General features: G+C 45.4%; 19 protein-coding genes and 1 pseudogene. 14 read left to right on the top strand and 6 right to left on the bottom strand.

Annotated features, from left to right (window positions below; all coding sequences use genetic code 11):
• The first annotated feature begins 398 nt into the window (after positions 1–398).
• The 4 genes from BM210_RS05930 to BM210_RS05915 all read left to right on the top strand — a co-directional run bounded on the left by BM210_RS05930 (position 399) and on the right by BM210_RS05915 (position 4,861).
• Entirely contained in the window at positions 399–2,426 is a 2,028-nt protein-coding gene (locus BM210_RS05930) for a Na+/H+ antiporter (protein ID WP_091165566.1), read from the top strand.
• A 39-nt stretch (positions 2,427–2,465) separates the two neighbouring features.
• Entirely contained in the window at positions 2,466–2,939 is a 474-nt protein-coding gene (locus tag BM210_RS05925; protein WP_177237652.1) for a MarR family winged helix-turn-helix transcriptional regulator, read from the top strand.
• A gap of 109 nt (positions 2,940–3,048) precedes the next feature.
• On the top strand, positions 3,049–3,984 hold the full coding sequence (locus tag BM210_RS05920) for an EamA family transporter (RefSeq protein ID WP_256223253.1): 936 nt from the start codon (positions 3,049–3,051) through the stop codon (positions 3,982–3,984).
• A 25-nt stretch (positions 3,985–4,009) separates the two neighbouring features.
• The gene (locus BM210_RS05915) at positions 4,010–4,861 is read left to right on the top strand and encodes an alkaline phosphatase family protein (protein ID WP_091165561.1); all 852 of its coding nucleotides are present in this window, start codon (positions 4,010–4,012) and stop codon (positions 4,859–4,861) included.
• A 6-nt stretch (positions 4,862–4,867) separates the two neighbouring features.
• On the opposite strand, the gene BM210_RS05910 is transcribed toward BM210_RS05915, so the two are convergent.
• Both BM210_RS05910 and BM210_RS05905 read right to left on the bottom strand, forming a co-directional pair.
• Positions 4,868–5,656 (bottom strand): DeoR/GlpR family DNA-binding transcription regulator, encoded by a 789-nt coding sequence (locus BM210_RS05910; protein ID WP_091165559.1) that lies wholly within the window; start codon positions 5,654–5,656, stop codon positions 4,868–4,870.
• A gap of 52 nt (positions 5,657–5,708) precedes the next feature.
• A complete protein-coding gene (locus tag BM210_RS05905) occupies positions 5,709–6,800 on the bottom strand; it encodes a glycine-rich domain-containing protein (RefSeq protein ID WP_091165556.1) in 1,092 nt (363 codons plus the stop codon).
• A 175-nt stretch (positions 6,801–6,975) separates the two neighbouring features.
• Between BM210_RS05905 and BM210_RS05900 the strand changes: the two are divergent.
• Positions 6,976–7,505 (top strand): annotated as a pseudogene (locus tag BM210_RS05900) (type 1 glutamine amidotransferase domain-containing protein).
• Positions 7,506–7,603: 98 nt separating this feature from the next.
• Here BM210_RS05900 and BM210_RS05895 read toward each other — a convergent pair.
• Genes BM210_RS05895 through BM210_RS05885 form a run of 3 tightly spaced genes read right to left on the bottom strand, consistent with a single transcriptional unit; the run spans position 7,604 to position 11,299 of the window.
• Positions 7,604–8,746 carry a Ger(x)C family spore germination protein gene (locus tag BM210_RS05895; protein WP_256223327.1) on the bottom strand — a complete coding sequence of 381 codons (1,143 nt, stop codon included), beginning with the start codon at positions 8,744–8,746 and terminating at the stop codon, positions 7,604–7,606.
• 14 nt (positions 8,747–8,760) lie between these two features.
• Entirely contained in the window at positions 8,761–10,209 is a 1,449-nt protein-coding gene (locus BM210_RS05890; protein ID WP_091165552.1) for a spore germination protein, read from the bottom strand.
• On the bottom strand, positions 10,190–11,299 hold the full coding sequence (locus tag BM210_RS05885; protein ID WP_091165549.1) for a GerAB/ArcD/ProY family transporter: 1,110 nt from the start codon (positions 11,297–11,299) through the stop codon (positions 10,190–10,192). Before BM210_RS05885 ends, BM210_RS05890 begins: the two co-directional genes overlap by 20 nt.
• Positions 11,300–11,512: 213 nt before the next feature.
• Between BM210_RS05885 and BM210_RS05880 the strand changes: the two genes are divergently transcribed.
• The 5 genes from BM210_RS05880 to BM210_RS05860 all read left to right on the top strand — a co-directional run bounded on the left by BM210_RS05880 (position 11,513) and on the right by BM210_RS05860 (position 16,313).
• Positions 11,513–11,896: a hypothetical protein gene (locus BM210_RS05880; RefSeq protein ID WP_091165547.1), complete on the top strand. Its 384-nt coding sequence runs from the start codon at positions 11,513–11,515 to the stop codon at positions 11,894–11,896.
• A gap of 75 nt (positions 11,897–11,971) precedes the next feature.
• Positions 11,972–12,199: a hypothetical protein gene (locus tag BM210_RS05875; protein ID WP_091165544.1), complete on the top strand. Its 228-nt coding sequence runs from the start codon at positions 11,972–11,974 to the stop codon at positions 12,197–12,199.
• A gap of 204 nt (positions 12,200–12,403) precedes the next feature.
• Positions 12,404–13,462, top strand: a complete 1,059-nt coding sequence (locus tag BM210_RS05870) for an ABC transporter substrate-binding protein (protein WP_091165541.1) — start codon at positions 12,404–12,406, stop codon at positions 13,460–13,462.
• 29 nt (positions 13,463–13,491) lie between these two features.
• Positions 13,492–15,249: an ABC transporter permease gene (locus BM210_RS05865; protein WP_091165540.1), complete on the top strand. Its 1,758-nt coding sequence runs from the start codon at positions 13,492–13,494 to the stop codon at positions 15,247–15,249.
• The gene (locus BM210_RS05860) at positions 15,246–16,313 is read left to right on the top strand and encodes an ABC transporter ATP-binding protein (protein ID WP_091165538.1); all 1,068 of its coding nucleotides are present in this window, start codon (positions 15,246–15,248) and stop codon (positions 16,311–16,313) included. The genes BM210_RS05865 and BM210_RS05860 overlap by 4 nt, the downstream gene beginning before the upstream one ends.
• Positions 16,314–16,397: 84 nt before the next feature.
• Here BM210_RS05860 and BM210_RS05855 read toward each other — a convergent pair whose 3' ends face one another.
• Positions 16,398–16,766 carry a c-type cytochrome gene (locus tag BM210_RS05855; RefSeq protein WP_091165535.1) on the bottom strand — a complete coding sequence of 123 codons (369 nt, stop codon included), beginning with the start codon at positions 16,764–16,766 and terminating at the stop codon, positions 16,398–16,400.
• A gap of 153 nt (positions 16,767–16,919) precedes the next feature.
• Here BM210_RS05855 and BM210_RS05850 point away from each other — a divergent pair, with 153 nt between their 5' ends.
• The 4 genes from BM210_RS05850 to BM210_RS05835 all read left to right on the top strand — a co-directional run bounded on the left by BM210_RS05850 (position 16,920) and on the right by BM210_RS05835 (position 20,527).
• Positions 16,920–17,690 (top strand): gluconate 2-dehydrogenase subunit 3 family protein, encoded by a 771-nt coding sequence (locus BM210_RS05850; protein WP_091165532.1) that lies wholly within the window; start codon positions 16,920–16,922, stop codon positions 17,688–17,690.
• A gap of 45 nt (positions 17,691–17,735) precedes the next feature.
• Positions 17,736–19,457, top strand: a complete 1,722-nt coding sequence (locus BM210_RS05845) for a GMC family oxidoreductase (protein WP_091165529.1) — start codon at positions 17,736–17,738, stop codon at positions 19,455–19,457.
• A gap of 44 nt (positions 19,458–19,501) precedes the next feature.
• Positions 19,502–20,230, top strand: coding sequence for a twin-arginine translocase subunit TatC (gene tatC, locus BM210_RS05840; RefSeq protein WP_091165527.1), 729 nt, complete (start codon positions 19,502–19,504; stop codon positions 20,228–20,230).
• Between the two features lie 93 nt (positions 20,231–20,323).
• Positions 20,324–20,527 (top strand): twin-arginine translocase TatA/TatE family subunit, encoded by a 204-nt coding sequence (locus BM210_RS05835; protein ID WP_091165524.1) that lies wholly within the window; start codon positions 20,324–20,326, stop codon positions 20,525–20,527.
• Positions 20,528–20,848: the final 321 nt, after the last annotated feature.

Raw genomic sequence — 20,848 nt, 5'->3', positions numbered from 1 at the left:
GGTGAAGGCTCCTGGTAATGCGTCTCGACCCAATTCATAATAAGTTCGGCGTCGTTTAGTGATCGGATCGAAGCCCCAGCCGTTACGACAATGCTGTCATTGAATATTCTGTTTGTAAATAAAAGGTATCAAATTTCTATTGAGGGATACATTAATTTCATCGGATCTAAATACGATCACTTTACTGATGGCTCTTTGTGCTAACTTTCGCAAGAAATTAAATAGGTTGCAAACCTATTTAATTGTGTGATTTAATATATTCATGCCCGAACATGCTAAAAAAGCTCAGTTAGAAGTGAAAAACAATAAGCTCGAAAAGTCAATTGCTCATTAATATATGAAAGAGGCGTACTGGATTGTTTCCTGTCATGCCATTTCTGAAGAGGAGAAGCTTGGGTATGGAATTATTTATTACGATTTTGGTTCTACTTGCTCTTATTGGGGTTTCTAATGTTATAAATCGGGAAATCCCATTCGTTCCCGTTCCCCTCATACAAATTGCTTTAGGTGTTGCTGTAACCTTTATTCCAATGGGCATTCATATGCACCTTGAGCCTGAGCTTTTCTTTCTTCTATTTATCGCTCCTCTACTCTATAACGATGGTAAACACACACCACGCGGTGAACTATGGCGTCTTCGCGCTCCTATTTTATTACTGGCTGTCGGCCTTGTGTTTGCAACTGTTTTTGTGATTGGATATGCCATTCATTGGATGATTCCATCAATCCCACTTCCTGTGGCATTCGGCCTCGCTGCCATACTATCGCCCACAGACGCCGTAGCTGTCAGTGCATTAGCAGGGAGAATCCGTCTGCCTAAAAGCTTGATGCATCTGCTCGAAGGTGAGGCATTGATGAACGACGCTTCAGGGCTGGTCGCTTTCAAATTCGCTGTGGCAGCTGCTGTAACCGGCGTATTTTCTTTACCCAAGGCTGGCGTCAGCTTCTTGATAATCGCTATTGGCGGCCTTGTGGTTGGTGCGGTGTTGGCATCGCTCATTACCGGTTTACGTATTTTACTCCGCAGATCCGGACTCGAAGACGAGACCATGCATATGCTCATACATATTCTGACTCCGTTCGCACTTTTTTTGGCAGCAGAGGAAATAGGCTTATCCGGCATATTAGCCGCTGTGGCCGGTGGTGTTATGCATGCTGTGGAACGGGATAAGTCGCAAAAAGCCAAACCGCGAACGAACGAGGTTTCAGACCATACTTGGTCCGTGATCCTTTACCTGTTAAACGGGCTCGTATTTGTTATTCTGGGCTTACAAATTCCAAGTGTTTTCAGTACAGTACTGGGAAGCCCTGAATTTAACAATGGGGAAGTCATGTTTTATGCGTTGGCTATTTTCATTATGCTAATCGTACTTCGGTATCTATGGACCTTCGTCTTTTCGCGAGTAGGAAGCTTATTTGGCCGTAATAAAAACGGTGAGAATATATCCTTTAAAATTCTTGCGATGACTTCTTTATCCGGTGTTCGCGGTGCTGTGACGCTTGCGGGAGCCTTCTCAATTCCGCTGATTATCGAGAATGGTGACCCATTTCCAGAACGCAGCTTGGTTATTTTTCTGGCAACGGTTGTTATCTTGTTGTCTCTTCTTACAGCTAGCATTGTGCTTCCCTTGCTAGCCAACAACGATGGAAAGAAGAATGAAGTGGAGCGTCTGGAAAAAGAACGGCTGGGTCAGATCAAGATGATGAGCGCAGCGATTGAGGCGGTTCATCACGCTACGAGTGAAGACAACGAAGTTGAATCCGCGGCTGTCCTTGCAGATTATAATCGTTGGATGAAGCACATTCAGCCAAGTGAAGGCAGGTATGGCAGGCTGCACATGAGTAAGAATGAACCCAAATTTCGAATCGAAGCTATTGAAATAGAGCGTGAAGAAACGCGTCGTTTGTTGGCAAGTAAAGAGATTAGCAAGGAGCATGCCGGCTTATTTCTTGCCAGCTTGGAACAGCTTGAGCTGATTTTATCAAATCGGACGCATCTCTTGCTTATTATCCTAAAGTCTATTGCTAAAAGGTTTAAGGGAATCTTTTTCAAGGAGGAATCGAGGCTTTCGGACGCTCAATCGAGGTCTGATCGAGAGGCAATGAGACAAATTAAGCTTCAAACCAGCAATGTGGTTATCGAAACCTTGGGACGGCTCCATTCCGGATCAAAGGAGAAAGAAGTAATGGAGGTTATTAACCACTACCATTTTATTAAAGATAAACTGTCAAAGCCTTATCTTTCACGACAAGGAAATAAGGAAGGAAATGAAGAAATCAAAAGAGATTTGCATTGGGTAGCCATCCAAGCGGAGCGAGATGAGGTACAGGCCTTATACGAGCGTGGTATAATTACTCGGGACATTGCGAACGAGCTCAGACGGATAATCCGTGATCGAGAGGCATCCATTCTTGAACAGGAGTAATCCTGTAAATGTTAACATCAAATGGAGGTAATATTTTCAGTGGCTGAGGAAATGGCTTCTATTGTAAAGGAAATGTCTGAAACCTTCGAGCGGTTTGGTAAAACCGCGTGGCGAAAGCAAACCGTCAACGGTATTAAATCAAGCGAGATCCGAGTTCTGCTTTGTTTAAATCTACTCACGAATGAAAGCGATCATGGGGTCAATATTTCTGACATTAGCAAAAGATTATCGGTTACCTCACCGACTGTCACACAAATGATCAAAAATTTAATTGCTGCTGGTTTAGTAGAACGTTTTAATGATGCTACAGATAAGCGGATTACTTTATTGCGGCTGACGGGAAAAGGAGAAGTTGTTGCTCAGAAAGCCACAGAAAGATACCAGTTTATTTTCTCTGGTCTCATCGAGAAGTTGGGGGAGGAGCAAAGCAGAACGCTCATCTTGCTGCTCAATGAAGTTTACAATCATTTTTACGAAAATAATTCCAAGGAAATGACACTTGTGGATGAATAGGAAATAATCGGATAGTAAGCCCGCTGGCGCAGTGAATAACCGGCGGGCTTTGCTATTGTCTAGTACTCAGGCTAGTAATTAAGTGGTACTTGCTTTTTGTTGCTTTTAATTGTTTTTAGTTGACATGATGTCGACCGCGGAGTATGATGAAGCCATAAGTATTCATCTTTTGGAAAGGTGGAAAACGGTTATCGTTATTGCTTTTATACTCGTTATAGGCTCAGGGCTGATGCACGCAGTTTGGAATTTATTCACCAAAACCAGCACTAATAAAATTGTATTCCTATGGTCGATTCACATTACATCGTTTGTGCTTTTGCTCCCCCAGTTTGTTAGCGAATTGCTGCAGACTCAGCTTTCCTCATCTGTGTTGGCACTCATGCTGCTTTCCATGACATTTCAAATGGCTTATTGTCTTCTGCTTCCGATTGTATATCGGCTTGGGGACATGTCTCAAATGTATCCTATCATGCGTGGAACAGGTGCGCTGCTTGTGCCGGTTCTAAGCGTAGTATTCATGGGTGAATCGATGACACCTGTAGGTTGGGCTGGTGTATGCGGTATCGTTCTGGGTCTGTTTGCACTCGGTGGATTTACCAAGAAACGAGAGAACAAAACGTTTGCTTTTCGAAATTTTTTGCCCGTATTGGCGGTAGGATTGTGTATCACTGGTTATGTCATGACTGACAAAATTGTATTACAGACGCTCTCGCCAGTAGCTTTAATCGAGCTTGCGAATATCGCGTATTTGCTTGTGTTAAGTCCGATTGCGCTTCGATCCGGTTTGATCAAGCAGGAATGGAAAATGAATTTCAAGACGATTTTGCTGGGAACGGTATGCTCACCGGGTTCATACCTGCTGTTTCTATTTGCGATGAAGCTTGCACCATTATCGTATTTGGCCCCTATGCGCGAGATTGGAACCGTTTTCGGTGCTATATTTGGCATTTTTTTATTAAAAGAATCGGATGGCTTGCGCAGAATTGTTTTATCTGGAGTAATCACTGCAGGTGTCATTTCGATTGGTATTTGGGGAAACCCGTAAACTCATATTAGGAGCGTGATCTGGTATGGAGCCAATTAATCGTGTCATAATTATCGGGTGGGACGGAGCAGGAACTTTTGTGCAAAGGGCACATACGCCTCATTTGGATCGATTCATTCAGTCGGGGGCGTTTACCTTCGATGCTCAGACGGTTTTACCCTCTATTAGTGCGCAATGCTGGGGGGCTCTTTTGCACGGAGTTGTCCCTGAGAAGCATGGTTTAACCAATGACTTGGCAGCAGAAGCAGCCTTTCCAGAGGATTCAGCATATCCTTCCGTTTTTCGCTTGGCAAGGGAAGCTTATCCTCATAAAAAGCTGGCATCCTTCAGCGCTTGGCAGCCCATTAATGATGGAATTATTGAACGTTCATTGAGTGTGTACAAAGTCAATAACCCAGTAGATGGTGAACTGGCTCAAGCAGCAGCGAATTATATTCGTGACAATCCTGACTTGTTATTGATGTATATTGACTTGGACTGGCCGGACGCAATGGGACACCGTTATGGCTTCAATACGCCGGAGCAGATTCGAGGGATTGAGGAGACAGATGCACACACGGGGATTATTCTTGATGCCATACAAGCAGCGGGAATAGGGGAGGACAGCTTGCTTATTATTGTAACCGATCATGGAGGCGGAGGTATTCATCCACAGGAACATGGAAGTGACCATCCACTCGACAAAACTATTTTCTGGGGATGTATCGGTCCAGGTATTCAGACGGGGGCAGCACTTGAAGGTTTTACAATCATGGATACAGCCGCTGTCGTCGCCCATGCTCTTGGGCTCCAAGCGCCTAAAGCTTGGGATGCAAAGCTGCCTAGTGGCTTATTCGCCAATGAGACGAACAAAGCGTCCACATCGGCACTGGATTAAATCTTTCTAAATCTCAGCCGCAGTCAGCCATTCGATCGAGTGCTGCTGCAACGCCGTCCTCCATTCAATGGGAGGCTCCAGATCACAAACAATACGGGATAGGTGCTCCAGACCGCTAATTTTATAAGGAGAGCGTTGACCCAGCTTGGAGGAATCGCTAATGACGATAACATCGCTCGTTTGTGCGATCGCTTTTCGGGAAATGAGAGCTTTGCCTTCATCCAAACTTGTGATTCCTGCTTCAGGATGAAGAGCATCGACAGAAATGAACGCTTTATCTACATAGTAGTAACTTAGCATGTTTTCGGTGATGGACCCGGAGCAGCGTGCTTGCTTCACACTGATTTCACCACCAAGAAACAGCACGCGTCCCTTAAATGTATGTTGATGGCTTCTTTCTATCAACAAGGCCGCTATGGGGAATGAGTGGGTCACAATAGTAAGATGCTGATGGTTCAAATGAGGAACGATGGATAGGGTAGTGGTACCTTCATCCAAAAAGAGGACGTCCCCGTCCTGCACAAGGCCAGCCGCAAGGCGGCCTATTTGTGTTTTTTGATTCTGAAACAGGTTTACACGCTCCAGGTAAGGGGATTCCTCCTGAGCATAGCTGCGTTTAACCGCGCCACCGTAAATTTTTTTTAGCTTACCCTGAGCTTCAAGATCATCCAGATATCTGCGCACGGTTTCCTTGGACACCTGTAATAAAAGAACCAGCTCTGCTGTGGTGACTTCTCCGTTATCTTCCAGAAGATCAATAATTATGCGTTTGCGTTCTTCACCGATGAGTGACATTATGATCTTCCTTTCCTCACTTGAATTTCAATTATTCTAGACTGCTGATGAACTAATCCCCTCCGCCACCACATGAGGAGCAGCTTGACGATGAGGAGCTGCCGCTATCATGGCCGCCACCACTATCATTGCTGCAATTGCTTTCGTGATTTAATGAACCTGAATCGCTGCCGCTACAGGATGAGGCGCCGCCATAGCCCGTAGTGTCTTGTTCACGCTTGATGAGTTCTTCTTGGGTATAATGCTGTTCCATCAGGGAATCGAAGCTGTCGAGCTGGGTAGCTGAATAAAACAGTAAGGCTCCAGCCAAAAAAGGCATATAGGCTGCCGATTGGGAAGCGGGTCGCTCTGCGGAGTAAGTAGTACCGGGAATTGCCTTAGATACTTGTTCCTTGGCCTGATGGATTAGCTTATTAATAGTTTCATGGATCTCCGGATAACGATCCGAAGCCTGTTGATTGAATCTACCAGACCGTATGGCTGCTCCTTCTGCCTGCCTAAGCTCCTCAAGCCGCTCGGGATTTAAGGGATACCGGAAGAAGGGACCCCAGATCCGACTGGAATAAGCAGTATGGATGAACATATGGGCATATATCCAATCAAACCAAGCCCGGCCATCGGGGTCAGGAACACCGTCGATATGTGGAGCATGATGGATGGGAGAACCGAGAAAAGCTTCTCCAAGCTGGCTGTACTCACGTGTAAACATAAGCATTTCATGCCAGATATCGTCAACAGCATCACTAAACATGGGAACATCCTTCAAAATCGCGGTCATCAAAAAATATCGCTTTAGCTCAAGGAATTTCCATTCAAATTCAGCCGGAGACATTTGCGGTTGTTTGTTTAGTATGCGGGTTTTGAGCTTAGCTGTAAATTCGGCCGTCAATGCCTTTTCCAATCGAAGCACTGCTTGCTTCATGGGCATTGTGGGTTGGATACCGAGCAAGGATGGAACCGGAGTATCCTCATAAGAGGCTGCTTGAGTTGATTGAACCTTTCTCCTTGGCGCAGTCGGTTTTTGACGTTTGTGACGGTCACGACTGGAGAAATTCTCTTGATTGGATTTACGTATAGTGGCGTTGCTGATAACGACGACGACAATAACAAGAAGCACAATAACAACAATTGATGTCAAAGTCATGAGCTGACCTCCTTTAAATTGTCGAAGTAATGACCTTAAATACCTTTACCAAGATCTGCCTACAGTATACCATAAGACCCCTAAGTCGAATCAACCGTTGATTAATAGCGTGTATAATGGGGTAAAATGACATAGGCTTTGATAACAATCTCGTTATTGAAAGGAGCTGATGATAATGGCACAAGTAGCATTTTTGTTAGGAGCGCAATTTGAGGATAGTGAGATGCAGCAGCCATATGAGGCTATTCGCAAGGCTGGACATGATACTGTTATTATTGGATTAAAAGCCGGTGTGAAATGGAGGGCAAGCAGAAGTCGGTCACCTATGTGAGCGAAAAAGCTGCCAAGGATGCAGATCCGGCAAGCTTCGACGCGGTTGTGATTCCTGGAGGTTCTTCACCAGAGCAGCTTAGGCTTGATCCTGACATCCAATCGTTCATTCGTGAAATCGACAAGCAGGGTAAGCCGATATCGGCGATTTGTCATGGACCGCAAATTTTGATTAGCGCCAAGCTGACCCGAGGCCGCACCATGACCAGCTACCCGCCGCTACAAGATGATTTGACCAACGCAGGAGCGAATTTTAAGGATGCCGAGGTTGTAGTTGACCGCAATTTGATAACGTCGCGTACGCCTAAGGATGAGCCAGCTTTTATTAGGGAAACACTGAGGGCACTTGAAGCTGTCAAAACCGTTCGCGTCTAGTTATGCAATTAAAAGCCGACCCTCCTGCAAGTCAGGAAGGATCGGCTTTATGTTTATGCTCCAAATGTACAATAATCACACGACCGGGCTGTAAATGTTTAACCCACACCGGGCTCGATCTCGAAAATAAAATTCGTGTGATCAATTCGGCAATGGGCCGTGACCGTAACTTGGGAGGAGGCGTAAATATCTGGCCATGCTGCTTGCATGCTTTTCCAATATTTTGGATGGCTGCGATGAATTTTTTCCCCGATACCGAGCAAGTCGACCTTATGCTTTTGAGAATAACGGATATACTGCTGTACTTCACTGGCGATTGATTTGTTTAGCTGTTTTTCCAAATCAATGATCTTATCGGGAGTGATTTGAGCCCCCTTACACTCAAATCCGGTAATATTCAACGTCGCATAAATCTCAATATGGATTTTTGGTTTCAGAGTGCCATCGACAAATGGTTGTATGAGACTCTTGTTACTGACATTTTCAAATGTGATGGTCTGGTTGGATCCACAGGTGAGCGTTTCTACAGAGCTCTTCATCTTGTTTAAGGATCGTAAATATCCCTTGGTTTCCGTTGCACTCATAAGACTGATGAGTCGCTCGCCCTGGAATGCATATAGGCCCATTGCTTGCAGCTGAGGTTTATTTCCTTTAATTGGATCCTTGAGAACCTGAAGCGCTGGTATAGTTAAATCTTGGGTGTGATTGACCAGCTCTTTATAAACATCAATTAAACTCGTTTGCTGTGTTAATGCGGTGTCTTTATCACCCAGTGACAATCCTTTTAAAGCTTGTGAAAAAATCGGACCGTCCGGCTTAGACACCTGGAGGACGTCAGAGGCATTGCCATCTGTTACATAAAGCAGCGTGGAATTACGGAACTGCTTTAATCGTCGAATGCCCTCTATATGCTTATCGATACCAGTATCAGCCACCTTTTTGCTGAATAAGATAACCGTGGTATGTCCCCATAACAGCGTTCGGTCCGATTTGGTTCTCATTAGGCGGGCGGCTTCAAACAAGCTTTTTCCTTCCGTAGACAGAAAAAAGGTACCGTTATGCATCCCTTTTGGTTGTTGTCCGCTGGGGGATAGTTCAGCTATTTCGGCTGTAAGCTTAACGGATCCATTGCTCCCAGCATCAATGGCGACCGAATGGACAAGATGCAATTCGTTCAGTTCCATATTGCCTCTGCACCCCGAAAGGATGATCAGGCAAATGCTAAGAAGGACTGCAATCATCCCTATACGCAGCTTCATCTTTTTTTACCCATAAAGCGGGTTCTATTCAGGGGCCTGAACAAACTGGGACGCTTGTAGTTGACCGCATGTGGTCTTCGAATCATGATATCGGTCAATTGATCCATATCAAACGGGGCGGCAGGTCCCAAATAAGGAATTCCAAATGAACGAAGTGAAGCCAAATAGGTCAGCAGCATAATAATCCCTACCATAATCCCGACATAGCCTAACAGGTAAGCGAACAGCGTCATAGCGAATTGGAGAAACCGAATAGCGTAGTTCATGGCCGTTGGCGGAAGTGTGAACGTACAAATCCCCGTTAATGCAGCGATTATCACCATAATTGGAGATACAATCCCGGCCTGTACAGCTGCTTGTCCCAAAATAAGCGCTCCAACAATACTTACGGCTTGGCCAACCTGCTTGGGCATACGTACACCGGCTTCGCGCATAATTTCAAAAGCAAACATCATCATAAAGCTTTCCACCACCGCGGGAAAAGGGACGGGTTCTTTTGCTGCTGCAATGCTTTGTAATAGTGGAGTTGGCACGAGTTCATGGTGAAAATTTACCGTCGCCACATAAAAAGCAGGAAGAATCAGGCCAAGAAAGCCGCAAAATAAACGGAGCAAGCGAACACAAGACCCGATATAAAAATTCCAGGTATAGTCTTCACTCACTTGAAACGCCTGCAGGAATACGAATGGGAGCAGAATGACAAAAGGAGTCCCTTGAACAACAACAGCGATCCTTCCGTCGAGCAATGCACCGATCACCCGATCCGGTCTTTCTGTTGACTCGACTAGTGGAAACAAAGTATACCGATTATCAATGATCCATTCCTCAATATAATTGGTTCCCAATATCGCATCTACGGGGATTTCACTAAGTCTGAGGTGAAGCTCATTAAGGATGTCAGGATTCGTTATTTGGCCAATAGACAGAACTGCCAAGCTTGTTTTGCTTAAATAGCCGACTTTCCGATATTCGACCTTCAGATTCGTAGACGGAAAATGAAATCGAACCAAAGCAATATTATTTTGCAAAGATTCTGTAAACCCGCTTCGCGGCCCCTTCACCGTAGCTTCACTACTGGGCTCGTCCACATTTCGGAGTTGAACGCCAAATGTAGCAATAGCGAATCCATATCCCTCAGAGGGAATGAGCAGCACGGTTAACCCGGATACGAGATGATCAGCAGCATCCTCAATTGTGTAGACTTGGGTCTCTTTTTGAAAAGGCCGCAAGATTTCCTTGTTTTCTTTAAACAGCAGCAACATCTGCTCCAGCTTTTGGGTGTCGGTCATTCCTTCGAGGTAACACACCGTTATGGTTTGCCCGGCATCCATACACAAATCGACCATCATCAGATCCTCAGTTTGCTGCAGCCGCTCTAACAACAATTGCTTGTTATACGAAACATTGTCCGTCAATAAGGTTTTATTAGCTTTTATGAGGCTCACCCGCTTTTAAAGACTTTTTTTTCACAAGGGCGATGACTAACAGCAGGGTAGGAATGAATAATTGAAAGGTTACAAAATACCATGCCTTTTTATCATATAAGGATGCTAATTCGATAAGGCCCCACACCTTATACTTGGAGCATATGACAAATATGATAGCCATAGGTACGATGAACATATGAGGATGTTGAAGCCGCAGCAAATCTGTCAGGCCTCGAAGGGCAGACCAGAAATAAGCCGTTATTTTAATGAATGAACTCATGACCCATACAACAATAAGTACAGCATCAAATCGTTCAATATTGGTAAATAATCGAATGTTCTGAATCAGACTGATGCTTGGGTAGGTAAAGGCGGATGTTGTTCTCCATCCAAATAACAGGGTACAGGCCATGACTGACATTAATAGCACACAAGTAATGAGTCCAACTGCACCAGCTGCGTAAAAAGGGGTTTGTGGGGTCTTGCGAACATGCTTGAGAATCATGGAAATAAACATCAAGTCGCCAAACCAGGATACAGCAAGCAATAAACCTTTCAAAGGCTGAATGAGTCCGTTCTCTAATATTGGAAGCAGGTATTCCGGATGATACTGGTTGACCAACAACAGGTAAATACCTAAAAACGTGAACAGGATGACAATGAAAATAATTTCAGACACACGGGCAAAAACTTCAAGACCATGAAAAACACCATAAGAACACATAATTACGCATGCAATCATGTACCATATTTGTTGAGTTGTAGGATCAAGAGCAATAATAAAAAATTCTGCAAACTCGCGAAGTGTCCATGTCGATACGTCCATAAAATAAAAAATAATTAAAGCAGCCACCATGCTGCCTATCCAGCGTCCTAACAGGGAAATACTGATGGAAATTATATTTTTACCGGGAAATAGCCGGTCCAGCCACACGAATACAAATATGTTGAATAAGCCGATGATTCCACCCATCAATATTAAATACCAGGAGTCGCGTTCCGCATAGTGGGCAAGTGCTGCTGGAGCGTATAAGCTTGAAGCTCCAACCGTAGAGATGACTACTAAGGCCAGCAATTGATGATTGGTAATCATAACTTGTCGTTCCATATCGGACCTTCCTTTCCATTAATTATAAGTATGCTCATCCGTCAGTGAAATCATCCAAGTCCACGATTCTGATTCTATACAAGACGACTAGCTTTTCTTCTGTCAAACGGATTTAACCGATCACAAATTAGAATAATAGGCTCATATTGGGAGAAGCTATTTTTAATCTAGGGAAAGAATTTCATTATCGATAAGAAAGTGGGTGATCAGCCAATGAGCTATGTACCTATTGTTTTCCGATTTCCGGATGACCGATCGGCATCGCTGGCTTATGACACGTTAGTGGAGATCGGCTACCATGTTCATCAAGCTGAACAAGAAGGGCAAACGATCGTTCAAGTGTTCGTGGATCACAGTGAGCTGACTTCTGCTCTGGAGATTGCCCAAGCTCATGGTGGAGAATTGATGTTGGCAGACGAAGAAATAACAGGGGAGGGAGACGATGGCGCTGGCAGCGACAAATTTGCAGGTATAGAGCTAACTGATACAGCCGAGAGCCAGCTGTTCAACATGGCTTACGGAATGAATATGGTTCCGATCCCGGCTCATCTTGTCAATGAAGATATGTTTGTGGATACAGAAAAAACCGTCCAGTAGGTCATCGGACGGTTTTTTCGAATTTGGCAATGTCAAATTGATGAGAGGGTATTTCTATAATCAGGAGGTTAGAAGATGAAACCTTATGTTTACGCCTACATCCTGTCAGCAATCTGGATTTTGCTTGTGATTATTTATATGCCTTACAGTAATTGGTACGGGATGATTGCAAGCAAGACATGGAGCTTCGTTGTTGTGAATACCATTCTCTTTATTCCAGTTCTAAGTTTCCTTGTCATCGCAGATCGGTGCTGTCCTTCTATAAAGGAATCCGAGGCGCAGCAGAAATCTTCAGATCAATAAAAAACTTGGATGATCAGCTCGGGACGGCTCCATTTTAGTAAATGGCTCAAAAAGCTGTCTAAAAGTTCTTCTGATAAAGTAGAGAGAATTCTGAAGTTTTTCTTAAGAATTTACAAAACTATTAAGCTCGTATGATCTTCCGATAATAGTGGAGCGGTACAATGAGGAGGTGGAATATAGCAAATAAGAGGAGAGATACCGAATATGCACAAAGGTAAATGGGTGACACTGAGTCTCGCCTGCATCATGGTTTGGACACTCAGCGGCTGCGGGACATCGTCAACAAATACAGAAAAGCCCGCAGTGAAGGCAGCGGCTGCCGTTACAACAGATGCGAAATCGGCTGTTGCCGGCAAACTGAATTTTTACACCTCCCAACCTGAAGAAGATGTGACGAAGCTGATCGGAGCTTTCAACAAGAAGTTTCCCGAGGTGAAGGTGGAAACGTACCGTTCCGGAACGGAAGAGGTTATCGCCAAGCTGCAGGCTGAGAATCAGGCCGGGAAAGTTCAAGCAGATGTTCTGCTAGTTGCCGATTCCGTAACCTTTGAGGCACTTAAACAGCAGAAGCTGCTAAAATCGTATAAATCGCCTGAGCTGACGAAGATTCCCAAAGGATTTGTCGATCCTGATGGTATGTACCAAGGTACAAAGATATTAGCGACTGTGCTCGCTGTGAACACACAAAAGGTAAAAGCACTGCCTACCTCATGGAAGGTGCTGACTGAAGCAGCGAACAAAGGCGCAAGTATTATGCCAAGTCCACTGTATTCGGGAGCCGCCGCTTATAATGTAGGCGTAATGACACGGACGAGTGAATTCGGCTGGGACTTTTTCAAACAGCTTAAAAGTAACGAGATTTCTGTGGTCAAGGGTAATGGTGCTGTTCTCAAAGAAGTAGCCACAGGTGCCAAGTCCTATGCCATGGTCGTCGATTATTTAGTGCCGCGCGAGAAAAAGAAAGGCTCTCCCGTTGAGCTTGTATATCCAACCGAGGGTGTGCCGGTTATTACGGAGCCGATTGGTATTCTTAGCAGCACCGCTAATGAAAAAGCGGCACAGGCCCTGGTTGATTTTGTGTTGTCTGAAGAAGGCCAGAAAATATCCGCGGAAATTGGCTACACACCGCTGCGGGAAGGTATCAAAGCACCGGAAGGCTTAAAATCGTTCTCCGAGATGAAGGTATTGTCCGGTGATCTGGCTAAATTGGTAGAAGCGCGTGATCAGGATAAAAAAGCATTCACGGACATATTCGGACAATAAAAGCTAGCGAAGGACGCGAGTATACAAATATGAATACGAATCTTGAGCAGTCAGGGCTGCATAAGAACGGGTCGGGAACCGATAAGGCTCCGATCCGTTTTGCTTCCCGTGTCTGGCTGCAACGAATCGCTCTTGGATTAAGCTTCATTACTGTATTTCTGCTGTTTGCTTTCCCTATCTTGAAGCTGATTGCGTTGAGCTTTGTACACAAAACAGGTACGGGACTTGGTGTATACTTCGATCTATTGAATGAAGCAAGAACCTGGAAAACCGTAGAGTCCACCTTGATCATTATTAGCGGCTCGACATTAGTTTCTTTAATTTTAGGCATAGGCATTGCATGGCTAATAGCCTATAGCAACCTATCGCATAAAGTGTGGCTTCATTTGATTGTTATGTTATCTTTTATTATTCCTTCCTATGTTGTCACACTGGCTTGGACTTCCTTCACAGGGGTGCAGGGACCGATTGCTGACTTTCTTCATCTGTTCTCGTCAGAGCTTAAGCCGTGGAGCATGTATAGCTATGGAGGCATTATATGGGTAATGGGCATTCATCATTATCCACTCGTCTATTTGCTTACGGTTGGCGTACTCAGACGCATCCCGCGAGAGCTGGAATGGGCAAGCCGATCAGGTGGTGCGGGGAAATGGACAACATTTCGCACCATTACGCTGCCGCTTGCAATGCCTGGGATCGCAAGCGGTGGACTGCTCGCTTTTCTAGCTAGCCTAGACAACTTTGGAATTCCTGCTTTCTTGGGAATTCCGGCTAATATCACAGTATTAAGTACGCTGATATACGAGCAGGTTGTCGGATTTGGCCCCAGTGCATTTGCAAGAAGCTCTGCATTGGCCGTTCTTTTGGGCGTGATCGCCGTGATCGGTACTTGGATACAATGGCTTGTGCAGCGATCCTACAGGTCATCGGAAACTTCATATGAGGATATGAAACCGCGTTTTCAATTAGGAAAGCGTAAATGGCTGTGGACAGGGATTGTATGGTTATTTTTAGCTGTGATTACCTTTTTGCCACTAGTCTCTATGCTGATGTACTCATTAAAGAAAGCTTATGGACTACCGTTCGGCTGGGACAATACGACAGCGGATCATTATCGATTTGTGCTGTGGGAGAACACCAAGGCGCATCATGCTATCGGCAATAGTTTCATCCTATCATTTGTAACGTTAATTGTTTGTCTGATATTGGGGACAGCTTTCGCATATTATCGATTAAGACGTCCTACTCTGCTGGTGAAAAGTATGGATTTGGTAATCAGCCTGCCGTATGCACTTCCTGGAATTGTGTTCGGCTTAGCAATGATCTTTACCTGGATGGAGCCGATTCCAGGCTGGAATCCAGGTGTTTATGGCAGTATGGCGATTCTATTCATTGCTTATGTGATTCGTTTTATGACACTGCAGGTGCGCAGCAGCATAACGGCGTTCTTACAGGTGGATGCTTCTTCGGTTGAAGCCGCTCGTATATCAGGAGCAGGTTGGAGCAGCGTTTGGCGAAAAATTCTTTTTCCACTGACCATACCGGGAGTATTAGCCGGAGCGCTGCTGGTGTTCTTGTCCGCTTTGACGGAGCTAACGGTATCCTCATTGCTATGGTCGTCAGGATCGGAAACGATAGGTGTCGTTATTTTTAATTTTGAGCAGGCGGGCAGTACGAATTATTCCACGGCATTGTCCTGCGTCATTGTAGCTCTGATTATGGTATTTATGTTTCTGCTGCAGGCTGTTAATAATTGGACAGCCCGAAGAAAGGGAGGCGTATTATGAATACGGAAATCATTCAAGTGACCAAGCATTACGGATCGCAGCAAGTATTGAAGGGGATTGATCTGCAAATTCATTCAGGCGAATTCGTTGCTATTCTGGGACCGTCAGGCTGTGGCAAAACGACACTGCTGCGGCTTATGGCAGGCTTTGATCACACAACCGATGGGGAAATACGGATTGCAGGGAGAACAGTTGATGGTAATGGACATGCTGTTCCGCCTGAGCATCGCAATATCGGGATGGTTTTTCAATCCTTTGCCTTGTGGCCGCATCTGAGTGTTAAGGAGCACGTCCGTTTTCCTTTGCGTCATCAAAGCAACAGAGCTGCTTTACCACGTGCGAATGAGCTTTCCCGCATATCGGAGGTCCTGGAAATGGTCGGGCTGACTCAGCTGGCAGACCGGATGCCGCACGAGCTGTCGGGAGGACAGAGGCAACGTGTTGCTTTTGCCCGTGCCGTAGCAGCCAAACCGAGCTTGCTCCTGATGGACGAGCCATTATCCAGTCTGGATGCGATGCTGCGAGTGGAGATGCGTCGGGAAATTCAAAGCCTTCACCGCCGAAGTCAAACCTCGATTGTTTACGTGACGCATGATCAGGGAGAAGCCTTGGCGATGGCAGATCGAATCGTCGTAATGAATGATGGGCGTATCGAGCAGATCGGAACTCCACAGGAAGTATATCTGCGTCCGCAAAGCAGCTTTGTGGCACGTTTCGTCAGCAAAGCCAATCTTGTTGAAGGCAGCTGGAACGGAGCTGTATTTCATCCAGCAACAGAGAATCTAGCCAAGCCAGTGTGGGTAGGCAATGAAATTTCTGGGGAGATCAAAGCCAGCGGATTGTATCCAGTCAGACCTGACCAGTTTTGGATGCAAAGAGAAAGTTGGGACGGTTCAGATCGTGAGGGCTTGCCAGGACAAATCATCAATGTGCAATATCAAGGAAATGAAATTCATTATGCGGTTAACGTGAGTGGGCATACTTGGGAAGTACACACGGGATTTACCGAGCCTTTCGAGGTGGGCGAGCGGGTACAGGTTGCCTTGAAGCAGCAGGCCGTATAAAAAATGAATATATCGAAATACAAGAAAAGCCGTTTCCTGATATGAACAGGGAACGGCTTTTCTATGCGTTGTACAGCAGAACCTTTATTTCTTATCGGCCAACCAGGTCGCAAGCTCACCGATTTCATTGTCAGAGAGCTTTCCTTTAAAGCTCGGCATTGCGCCTTTTCCATTATTTAATATGGTTGCAATCTGGTCCTTGGAGTATTTGGCGCCGACCTTTTGCAAGCTGGGTCCAACGCCTCCTTCCAGAGCATTACCGTGACAGCTGATACAGTTCTGTTTATAGATGGCACTTGCATCAACAGTGGAAGCCCCGCCGCCTGCAGCGGTTCCAGCTCCCTGATTGGCTGCCGGAGGCGTTGTGGTGTTTGGCGGCGTAGCGTTTTTGGATCCACAGGCGGATAGTGATATGGAGAGCAGCAGGGTGATGCAAAAGAGTGATTTGTTCATTGGGTATTCCTCCTTATTGTTGGCTCTGTCCACAGTGAGGTTGTGAAAAACAGTTTGTTTGCATAAAATGTCCGTCCCGGGATCAAAATATACACAACCTCCATTTATTACAAAATGAAACTTAAAAATCCACTTAAAAAGGAGAATGATGTCATGGAAGAAAAGCACACAGAACAGCCATCGAGTGATTCCCGCCGCCGTTTTTTGAAATATTCCGGAGCCGCCATAGGCGGAGTGGTTGTGGGTGGGGTGCTGACCAAAGCTCTCACGAATGGATTTAACAAGCCTTCAGAAACTCCCGCACCAGCAGCACCTGTCAATGAGACTGCGACAATGGATTACAATCAGGCACCGATGTTTTTCGATCAGACTCAGCTCCAAATAACGGAAGCAGCAGTAGAGTGTATTTTTCCAAAGGATGATCTAGGTCCAGGAGCTGCAGAGCTTGGCGTAGCCTTCTATATAGATCATCAGATGTCCAGTCGCTGGGGCGTCAACGCCCGCGAGTACAGAATAGGACCCTTTGTAAAGGGAGAGGTAACCCAAGGTGATTACCAAAGCATTCGACGTAATGAGCTATTTACGATGGGGCTGCAATCGTTGGAGGAGGAGAGCCGGAAAAAATATTCAAAAGGTTTTGTCGAATTGGCCGAGGAAGAGAGGATCGCGATTCTCACGATGATGGAAAAAGGGGAAATCATGGTCGTGAATGGTGTCACGGGCAAAACCTTTTTCAATATGCTTCGCAGTTTAACGATTGAAGGGGCATATTCGGATCCTCTATACGGCGGTAACAAAAATATGCTCGGTTGGAAAATGCGCAAGTATCCAGGCAATCAAATGAGCTATACCGAAATTATGGAGAAGGAAGAATTTGTCCTGATGGAGCCGAGAAGTCTTCGAAATCATTTTGTTACACACTAAATGAACTGCTGACATCACAGTCATAAGAGAAAGCGAGGAAAATAAATGGCTACAGTAATGCCGAAGGTTCCGGTTGTGATCGTGGGAATGGGCTTTCTGGGAGGGATTATTGCCGCGGAATTAACGAAACAAGGAATCAAGGTGGTCGGGTTAGAGCGCGGTAAACCAAGAAGCACTAAGGATTACTACATGGCACATGATGAACTGCGTTATTCACAGCGATATGAGCTGATGCAGGATTTAGCCAAAGAAACCATTACGTTTCGCAATACTGAAAAGGTTGCAGCTGTACCTATGAGGGAGTATGGTTCCTTCCTGATGTCTGAGGGGCTTGGTGGAGCAGGGGTTCACTGGAATGGACAAACGTATCGCTTTCTTCCATATGACTTTGAAATCTACAGCAAAACCGTAGAGAAGTATGGAAAAAGCAAAATCCCGCAAGGAATGATGCTGCAGGATTGGGGCGTTACTTATGATGAATTGGAGCCGTATTTTGATAAATTTGAGAAGATGGCCGGCATTTCCGGAGATCCCGAGCAAAATCCGCTTGTAGGTAAAAGAACGAACCCTTTTCCTACCAAGCCGATGATTCGGACACCAGTACTTAAGTTGTTTGAGGAAGCAGCGAAGAAGCTGGGCTACCATCCTTATATGATGCCATCTGGCAATCTCTCGGAGCAATACACGAATCCCGACGGTATCACTCGGGCGGCCTGTCAATACTGCGGTTTCTGTGAAAGATATGGCTGTGAATACGGAGCTAAGGCAGATCCGGTAGTGACGGTCATACCTGTTGCACAGCAAACCGGTAATCTGGATCTTCGATCCTACTCGAATGTTATACAAATTCTGAATGATGGCAAGAAGGCAAGCGGTGTTGTGTATGTGAATACCGTCACAGGTGAGCAATTTGAACAGCCGGCAGACGTGGTTATCATGGCAAGCTACGTGTTCAACAATGTCCGATTGCTGCTCACTTCCAAACTGGGTAAGCCTTATGATCCCGTTTCTGGAACAGGGGTCATCGGCAAGAACTATGCTTATCAGACAAATGGAGGAGCAGCTACCGGTTTTTTTGATGATAGAGAATTCAATTTGTATGCAGGCGCAGGATCGCTCGGAATCGAAGTTCCCGATTTCAACGGGGACAACTTTGACCACAGCAACCTCAATTTTATCCATGGAGCAGGAATTCGGATCTCCCAGACAGGATTTAGACCCATCGCGACCAATTCCGTACCCAAGGGAACCCCATCATGGGGAAAAGAATTCAAGAAACAATCCCTTAAATATGCTAATAGTGTGCTATCGGTATCCCCACAGGGAAGCAGTATGCCTTGGAAGCATCATTATCTCGATCTGGACCCTACGTATAAAGATGTTTACGGGCTTCCCTTGATACGAGTTACCTTTGACTTCGAGGATCAGGATCGTGAAATGATCAAATTCGTCGCAGGCAAATCAGCAGAAATTATGAAAGAAATGAAACCGACGACGATGGGTTCGGCGGATCAACTAGGACCTTACAACATTGTCCCATATCAATCGACCCACAATACCGGAGGGGCGATTATGGGAGCCGACCCGTCCACGTCAGCGGTAAATTCCTATATGCAGATGTGGGACGCTGAAAATGTGTTTGTTGTCGGGGCATGTGCATTTCCGCATAATAGCGGTTATAACCCTACTGGCACAGTTGGCGCTCTTGCATACCGGGCAGCGGAAGGGATTTCACAATATATAAAAAAAGGCGGATCTCTGGTGTGAATACATGGATCTTGTAATCTAGCTTCTAATGGGGTGGGTATCGGATGGAACTGGAGGATTGGGTACTGCATTTGGCGGAGATCAGAAAGCGGCTGATCATTGTGGGGTCGTGTTTTATTGCCGCACTCTGTGTTGGACTTTACTTGTCACCGAGTATTTTACGTTATATCAAATCACAGCCTTCCGCTAGTGGAATTGAATGGAATGTATTTTCATTTACGGATGGCTTGCTCATCTATATGAAGTGTGCTTTTCTGTTTGCCCTGCTGTTCGCAGTGCCGGTCATTCTACAACAGCTATGGGGGTTCGTGAGGCCAGGTCTTACCGAAGCTGAGGCCAGAAGCACATTACCTTACATCCCTGCAGCATTTGTGCTTTTTTTAACCGGAGCTGCTTTTGGTTACATGGTTGTGTTCCCAATGATGCTTCATTTCATGAAGACCATGAACGTAACGATTGGTGCCGTGGAAACATATGGAATAGACCGATACTTTTCGTTTTTATATGAAATTGTGTTTCCGATGGCGATAGCCTTTGAAATGCCTGTGGTTCTGATGTTTCTAACCAAATTGGGACTGCTGACACCAGAGCGGTTAAAAATGACGCGGAAGTATGCCTACATTATTCTGGCTATTGTAGGCTCGTGCATTTCGCCGCCGGATATGATTTCTCACCTATCGGTAACCGTACCTTTATTCCTGCTGTTCGAAATCAGCGTGTTCGTTTCAGGAAGACAATGGCGGGCCATGCAGCAAACCCAGACGAATAGTTAAGAATTCTGTACGACAGCAAGTGTGAATACATAGGAGCCTATCTTCATTTGAACAATTGGCTCCTGATACTCAATCCAAAAAAGGAGAATCCATATGTTCAACAATATTGGCGTTTCAGGCTTAGTGTTGATTCTGGCTATTGCTCTAATCGTGTTTGGTCCTTCCAAGCTGCCGCAGCTAGGCAGAGCTTTCGGGGACACACTCCGTGAATTCAGGAATTCTACGCGAAGTATCGTAGAGGACGACGAGCCTGCTGACAAAGCATCCATAAAGAACGAAACAACGAAGCTGTTGTAAAGCGGGCTTGTGTTTGAACAGCTTGGCATACATAAATACACCTCTCAGATCCCACTTGGGTTGTGGTTTGGAGGTGTATTCGTGTTAACTAGAAGTGCGGTGAATAAGTCTCGCTTCGACGATTACCGCTGCGTTTTTCTGGGTAAAGACGTACTAGAGCGGATTAATCGATGAGGTTCAAGCTATCATAGCTGAACGAACGCCGTCTTAAATTCGTTTTTTCCCAGATTCACAATTGCAAATGCCTTGTTTTCCTGAAAGGTGACTCCGGTTGTGGAACTGTCCAGACTAATACTACATATTCCAGATGGGGAAAATTGT

Origin of the sequence: Paenibacillus sp. 1_12 (genome assembly GCF_900114475.1) — a bacterium.
GTDB lineage: Bacteria > Bacillota > Bacilli > Paenibacillales > NBRC-103111 > Paenibacillus_S.
The sequence above is the reverse complement of the archived record's forward strand: the minus strand, read 5'-3'. Positions and strand labels throughout refer to the sequence as shown.

Bases quoted from the DNA above. Each gene is read 5' to 3' on its own strand.
- BM210_RS05855 (WP_091165535.1), bottom strand. From the start codon at position 16,766: ATGAACAAATCACTCTTTTGCATCACCCTGCTGCTCTCCATATCACTA.
- BM210_RS05880 (WP_091165547.1), top strand. From the start codon at position 11,513: ATGAGCTATGTACCTATTGTTTTCCGATTTCCGGATGACCGATCGGCA.
- BM210_RS05850 (WP_091165532.1), top strand. From the start codon at position 16,920: ATGGAAGAAAAGCACACAGAACAGCCATCGAGTGATTCCCGCCGCCGT.
- tatC (WP_091165527.1), top strand. From the start codon at position 19,502: ATGGAACTGGAGGATTGGGTACTGCATTTGGCGGAGATCAGAAAGCGG.
- BM210_RS05915 (WP_091165561.1), top strand. From the start codon at position 4,010: ATGGAGCCAATTAATCGTGTCATAATTATCGGGTGGGACGGAGCAGGA.
- BM210_RS05905 (WP_091165556.1), bottom strand. From the start codon at position 6,800: ATGACTTTGACATCAATTGTTGTTATTGTGCTTCTTGTTATTGTCGTC.
- BM210_RS05895 (WP_256223327.1), bottom strand. From the start codon at position 8,746: ATGATTGCAGTCCTTCTTAGCATTTGCCTGATCATCCTTTCGGGGTGC.
- BM210_RS05835 (WP_091165524.1), top strand. From the start codon at position 20,324: ATGTTCAACAATATTGGCGTTTCAGGCTTAGTGTTGATTCTGGCTATT.
- BM210_RS05860 (WP_091165538.1), top strand. From the start codon at position 15,246: ATGAATACGGAAATCATTCAAGTGACCAAGCATTACGGATCGCAGCAA.
- BM210_RS05845 (WP_091165529.1), top strand. From the start codon at position 17,736: ATGGCTACAGTAATGCCGAAGGTTCCGGTTGTGATCGTGGGAATGGGC.
- BM210_RS05910 (WP_091165559.1), bottom strand. From the start codon at position 5,656: ATGTCACTCATCGGTGAAGAACGCAAACGCATAATTATTGATCTTCTG.
- BM210_RS05930 (WP_091165566.1), top strand. From the start codon at position 399: ATGGAATTATTTATTACGATTTTGGTTCTACTTGCTCTTATTGGGGTT.
- BM210_RS05885 (WP_091165549.1), bottom strand. From the start codon at position 11,299: ATGGAACGACAAGTTATGATTACCAATCATCAATTGCTGGCCTTAGTA.
- BM210_RS05865 (WP_091165540.1), top strand. From the start codon at position 13,492: ATGAATACGAATCTTGAGCAGTCAGGGCTGCATAAGAACGGGTCGGGA.
- BM210_RS05875 (WP_091165544.1), top strand. From the start codon at position 11,972: ATGAAACCTTATGTTTACGCCTACATCCTGTCAGCAATCTGGATTTTG.
- BM210_RS05870 (WP_091165541.1), top strand. From the start codon at position 12,404: ATGCACAAAGGTAAATGGGTGACACTGAGTCTCGCCTGCATCATGGTT.